Origin of the sequence: Cedecea sp. (genome assembly GCF_036500665.1) — a bacterium.
Lineage (GTDB): Bacteria > Pseudomonadota > Gammaproteobacteria > Enterobacterales > Enterobacteriaceae > Cedecea.
The window spans coordinates 1-4,405 of the sequence record NZ_DASYBS010000077.1 but is presented as its reverse complement, the minus strand read 5'-3'; the positions used below and the strand labels follow the sequence as shown (position 1 = coordinate 4,405).

Below are 4,405 nucleotides of genomic sequence, written 5' to 3'. Positions count from 1 at the left end.
TTTACCGCGCGGGATAACAACATCAATACCCGTGCCACATGGGACTGGGCAAATGGTCAGCTTGCCGCGCGGGATGACAATATTAACACCCGCTCGACATGGCAATGGGTGAATCAGCGTATAGATGAAGTGCAGAGCTGGGCTGTTGCAAATTTTGTTCAGGCCGAGGACTTAACTGCGCCTGTTGAAGTGCAGTTTACAGGTGGATGGGGTTACCCCCGGGGAACTGACGGAGCGCACATTTATAACCTGAACATGGTTGGTGGTGACAGTAACGTCGGTGTGCTGGTGTTCCGCTATAAGCGATATTACAAAAATGGCCAATGGATTGTTCTTAATTGAGAGGAAAGCGCCATGCAGCAGTTCAGTAAATTCACGGCATATATCCCTGGGCCAGAAGAGCAGGAAATAAGCACGCCGGGATATTCCGGTGAAGGCCTGTACATCCGCGACCGGGAAGGTAACGACTGGTACGTCGTCAGAAAACTTTTTAAGAAAGACTCGCTAAAAGTGGGCTATGACGAGGAAGGCCGGGTGCGCACGTTCTCAACCGATACCGATGCTTTTTTCCCGGTCAATCTTGGCGCGGTTGAGCTACCGGCCACAAAGGCGAATATGTGCGTAACCCTGGGCGACGACTGGTTCTATAAAGACGGGAAGTTACAGCAAATCCGGGATTACCCGGCGATTGCAGCGGCTGAACGCGACAGGCTCATGAGTGAGGTGACAAAGCGCATCGACTGGCTGATCGGTGCGCTTGAAGATAGCGATATTTCCGATGATGAAGACGCAGAGCTTGAAGCGCTGCGAGCTTATCGCACTGCGCTACGCCGTCTGGATTTGACTGCTGCCCCAGTAGTTAAATGGCCGGAGGTGCCGCAAAGTGTGGCGTGAAGCAAATCTGGCTTTTACAGACCGCGTGGCCGCGCTGAATTGTGCCATTGTTCCCGCGCATCCCTGGATTTACGGGCTGGGGCAACAAACGGAAAATGGCGCGTACCTTAGCCCGGTAAACGCGATTAACTATCTGGCCACTAAGCTGGCCAGTGCTGCCGCCACTGATGATGTGGTGATTTTTATGGTTACCGGCAGCAATCACGATGGTTTTATGAAAAACCTTGAGGCGCTGACGGATGTATTTCCCGCCCCGACATTTACGCAGGTTAAGAGGCTGGCGCAGTCTTCTGCCGAGCTTGCAGTGGCGAAAATGCAATTACCGGCCAAAGGCGGCAGCGGTCTACCGGCCGCAATACCGCTGTCGGTACCTACAACCCGCGCCGCACTGACCGCGAAAGCTATTGCGCAGGCGCAGCAGGCTGCCGGGGCAGGAACAAGCCTGGCAGACCTTAAAGGCCAGCTTAGTGACTTTGCCACGTTGCGAAATAACCTGATTAGCGCGGCGGCGGATGGGCTGGCAGATTTGCAGGGTGAAAGTGCGCGGGCGTGGGTGTTTACCGGGGCCGACGATATGGCCACAACGCTGACTGAGCTGGTTAAGTCTGTGCCACAACCTTCTGCGGTGTTCTGTGCTGCCGTGATGATGGTGGGTGAAAACCTTCAGGGCATAAAAGGAGTGATCCATGAACTCTGTCCCAACCCTGGCGCTTAATGGGGAAGCCATCGCGCTAAAAAATATGCGTGTCACGGTCAGTATGCAGTTTCAGGATAAAGACCAGTCCGGCCAGACCAGCGCCACGTCAAAATCGGAGCAGGGCATCAAGGGCAAAGAGCTGCGTGTTGTTGGTGAGGTGCCATTCAGGAAAAAAGAGATTCTGGCGCGAATTTTTGAGCTGGCCAGCACCCGCGATGGTGCCGGAAAGTTGCAGACATACCGCGTGGCTCACGATGTTGCCCGAGCGGTTAATTTTCGTGAAGCAACTTTTTCAGGGACAATCGACGCGCCGCAGCAGGACGGGAAAATGTCCTGGCTGGTCACTTTTACGTTAACTGAGCATTTGAGTGTTCAGGAAAAGCGTGAAGCCCGTGCGAGTGGCAAGGTGACGGCAAAAAAACAGGGCGGTGCGGCCGGTACCGGTGTGCAGGGCGCGGCTGAAGATGAAGAGAAAATGACGTGGTTTGAACGCAAAGTGCTGAAACCCGTAAACGATGCGCTGGGGGATTGATGAAACCACTAAAACGCCTTTATTTGTCCGGGGATGAGGTTCATCTGGTCGATTTGAACCTGATGCTGGAGCTGAACAGCTGCGGGCGTGGTTTCATCACGGCGGAAACGGGAACGGATTACACCGGCAAACTGGTACGCGTGGATGTGGGGTATACCGATTTGCTGCTGCGTTGGTTTACTGGCTATGTTGAGCGGTCACAGCCTGCTGATAATGGTTATCAGCGGCTATTTGTTCGTGAGCTGGTTGGGGTGTTCGAACGCAACTGGCCATGCTCTTTCCAGCATCCAACGTTACGTGAGATTGCTGGTTGGCTGACAGAGCACAGCGGGTTGAAAGTGTCGGTGCCAGATGCGGATTACACGGATAGAGCGATCCCCCATTTCACGCACAGCGGAACCGGGTATCAGTTGCTGGATAATCTGGGGCGTGCTTTTGGCATTCAGGATTACATCTGGTATCAGCTGCCGGATGGGGATGTGTGGCTGGGCGGGGCTGATAAAAGCCTGTTCGCGGGGCGTCCGGTTGATATCCCCGCAGAGTTTGGACAGGGTGCGGCGGGTGGCAATACGATGACCATTCCGATGGTGCAAAGTTTACGCCCCGGTGTGGAGCTGAACGGCCAGCGGCTGACACGGGTTAATCTGGATAACGACAACATGAACGTGACCTGGACACCCCGAAATAAAACCACGGGGGCTGCACTTCAGAAAACCCCGCTGCAACGCCAGATTGAGAGCTGTTACCCGGAGCTGGCTTCCGGGCTTCATCTGCCGAAATTTGCCCGCGTTGTAGCGCCCAGCGAACCGGTAACCAGCGGTAATTTTGCCGACCCGTTCCGCCCGCGCTATGCGGTGGATGTTCAGCTACTGGATGCAGACGGCAATCCGGAAAAAGGTACACCGCAATATTCTGCGGTACCGCTGCCGGTGCCGATGGCCGGTAACGATTCGGGGATGTTTCAGTTTCCGCCTGAAGGCACCCTGGTTGAAATTGGCTTTACGGATGGCAGGCCGGATAAACCCTTTGTTCGCCAGACGGTGGCCAGTGGCACCAGTTTGCCGGATGTTAAGCCCGGAGAGCAGCTACAGCAGCAGCGTGAAGAGGTTTCCCAGCGCGTAACACAATCAGGTGACTGGGAGCGAAAAACCGATCAGGTCATTCATGAAACATCAATGGCGCGGGAAGTGTCGGCAGATACAGAACGCCGCCAGCTGGTCAGTCGTGAAACAATCATTAAAGCCGCTGACAAAACCACTGTAGTGGGTACCACCCAACTGCTGGCCGGAGCCATTCAGCATGTGACAACCGGTGATTACAGCCAGGCCGTGGGTGGAAATATGCTGGCCAGCGTAGACGGTAGCGCCGAAACCGATATCACTGGCAGCAAAACCACGACAACCGGCAAAGATCTGATTGAGAGAATTGGCACCATCAGAAAAAGCGTGGCAGCGTTGCGGCAGGAGATTAAAGCGCCGGTTGTGTGGATTGGTAGCGAGTCAATCAACGTAGCCCAGCTGATGCTTGATACCCTGGATGTTGTGAAGCAGCTGGCGGAGGCAACGGCAAGCCATAGCCACCAGAACACAGGAACGCCTACAAACGCCGATGCCATTCGTGGCGCTGGCCAGGGCGCTGCCAGCCTGAAAGAAAAATATAAACCCGTGATAGCCTGATACCCCAGCCAGTACAGCCCGCCACCGTGCGGGCTTTTTTACGCCTGTAGCCAACCAAACGCACCAGAACGCACACAGCACCACGCAACAACAAAGACACCCGCCCATGCAAGTGAAAACGAACTGAGCCACCACGGCGTACAGGCGAAGCGACAGCACGCCGAAATAAAACCTTCAGCGACCAAAATCAAACTACACCGCACCCGCCTGCGGTTTCTGGATCGAAAAGTTTTTTCAGTTTTATTTTTCTACAAACCCTAACGCCAGCCCGCGCCGCCGCTGGGCGCTTGCCGGAAAACACCAACTGAAAAAGTTGAAAAGAATTTCAGTGTTTTTCAGTAAAAAGGATCTGTGGAAGATCTGACGAAAATGTCAACCTACAGATATATAAGAGAATTTTAAATTTTGCGTGAGTTGAGAAGATCAAATTGCGCGGGGAGCGCCAGACAAAGAAAAACCCGCAAAGTGAACCGCCCCGGAAATCCTGGAGACTAAACTCCTTGAGAAAGAGGCAAACAGGATGACTAAAAATACGCGTTTTTCCCCTGAGGTCCGCCAGCGGGCCATCCGTATGGTTCTGGAGAGTCAGAACGAATACGACTCACA

At 54.1% G+C, this 4,405-nt stretch carries 4 protein-coding genes and 1 pseudogene; all 5 read left to right on the top strand.

Annotated elements, in window-relative coordinates; genetic code table 11:
* Nucleotides 1-342 (top strand): annotated as a pseudogene (locus VGM55_RS12310) (hypothetical protein); the annotation flags it as partial.
* Nucleotides 343-354: 12 nt separating this feature from the next.
* Nucleotides 355-894, top strand: coding sequence for a tail fiber assembly protein (locus VGM55_RS12305; RefSeq protein ID WP_331635616.1), 540 nt, complete (start codon nt 355-357; stop codon nt 892-894).
* Nucleotides 884-1,609: a hypothetical protein gene (locus VGM55_RS12300; RefSeq protein WP_331635615.1), complete on the top strand. Its 726-nt coding sequence runs from the start codon at nt 884-886 to the stop codon at nt 1,607-1,609. The genes VGM55_RS12305 and VGM55_RS12300 overlap by 11 nt, the downstream gene beginning before the upstream one ends.
* Nucleotides 1,581-2,123 (top strand): hypothetical protein, encoded by a 543-nt coding sequence (locus VGM55_RS12295; protein ID WP_331635614.1) that lies wholly within the window; start codon nt 1,581-1,583, stop codon nt 2,121-2,123. Before VGM55_RS12300 ends, VGM55_RS12295 begins: the two co-directional genes overlap by 29 nt.
* On the top strand, nt 2,123-3,799 hold the full coding sequence (locus VGM55_RS12290) for a hypothetical protein (protein WP_331635613.1): 1,677 nt from the start codon (nt 2,123-2,125) through the stop codon (nt 3,797-3,799). The genes VGM55_RS12295 and VGM55_RS12290 overlap by 1 nt, the downstream gene beginning before the upstream one ends.
* The last annotated feature ends 606 nt before the right edge of the window (nt 3,800-4,405 follow it).

Coding starts and splice junctions, on each gene's coding strand:
- VGM55_RS12305 (WP_331635616.1), top strand. CDS start 355: ATGCAGCAGTTCAGTAAATTCACGGCATATATCCCTGGGCCAGAAGAG.
- VGM55_RS12295 (WP_331635614.1), top strand. CDS start 1,581: ATGAACTCTGTCCCAACCCTGGCGCTTAATGGGGAAGCCATCGCGCTA.
- VGM55_RS12290 (WP_331635613.1), top strand. CDS start 2,123: ATGAAACCACTAAAACGCCTTTATTTGTCCGGGGATGAGGTTCATCTG.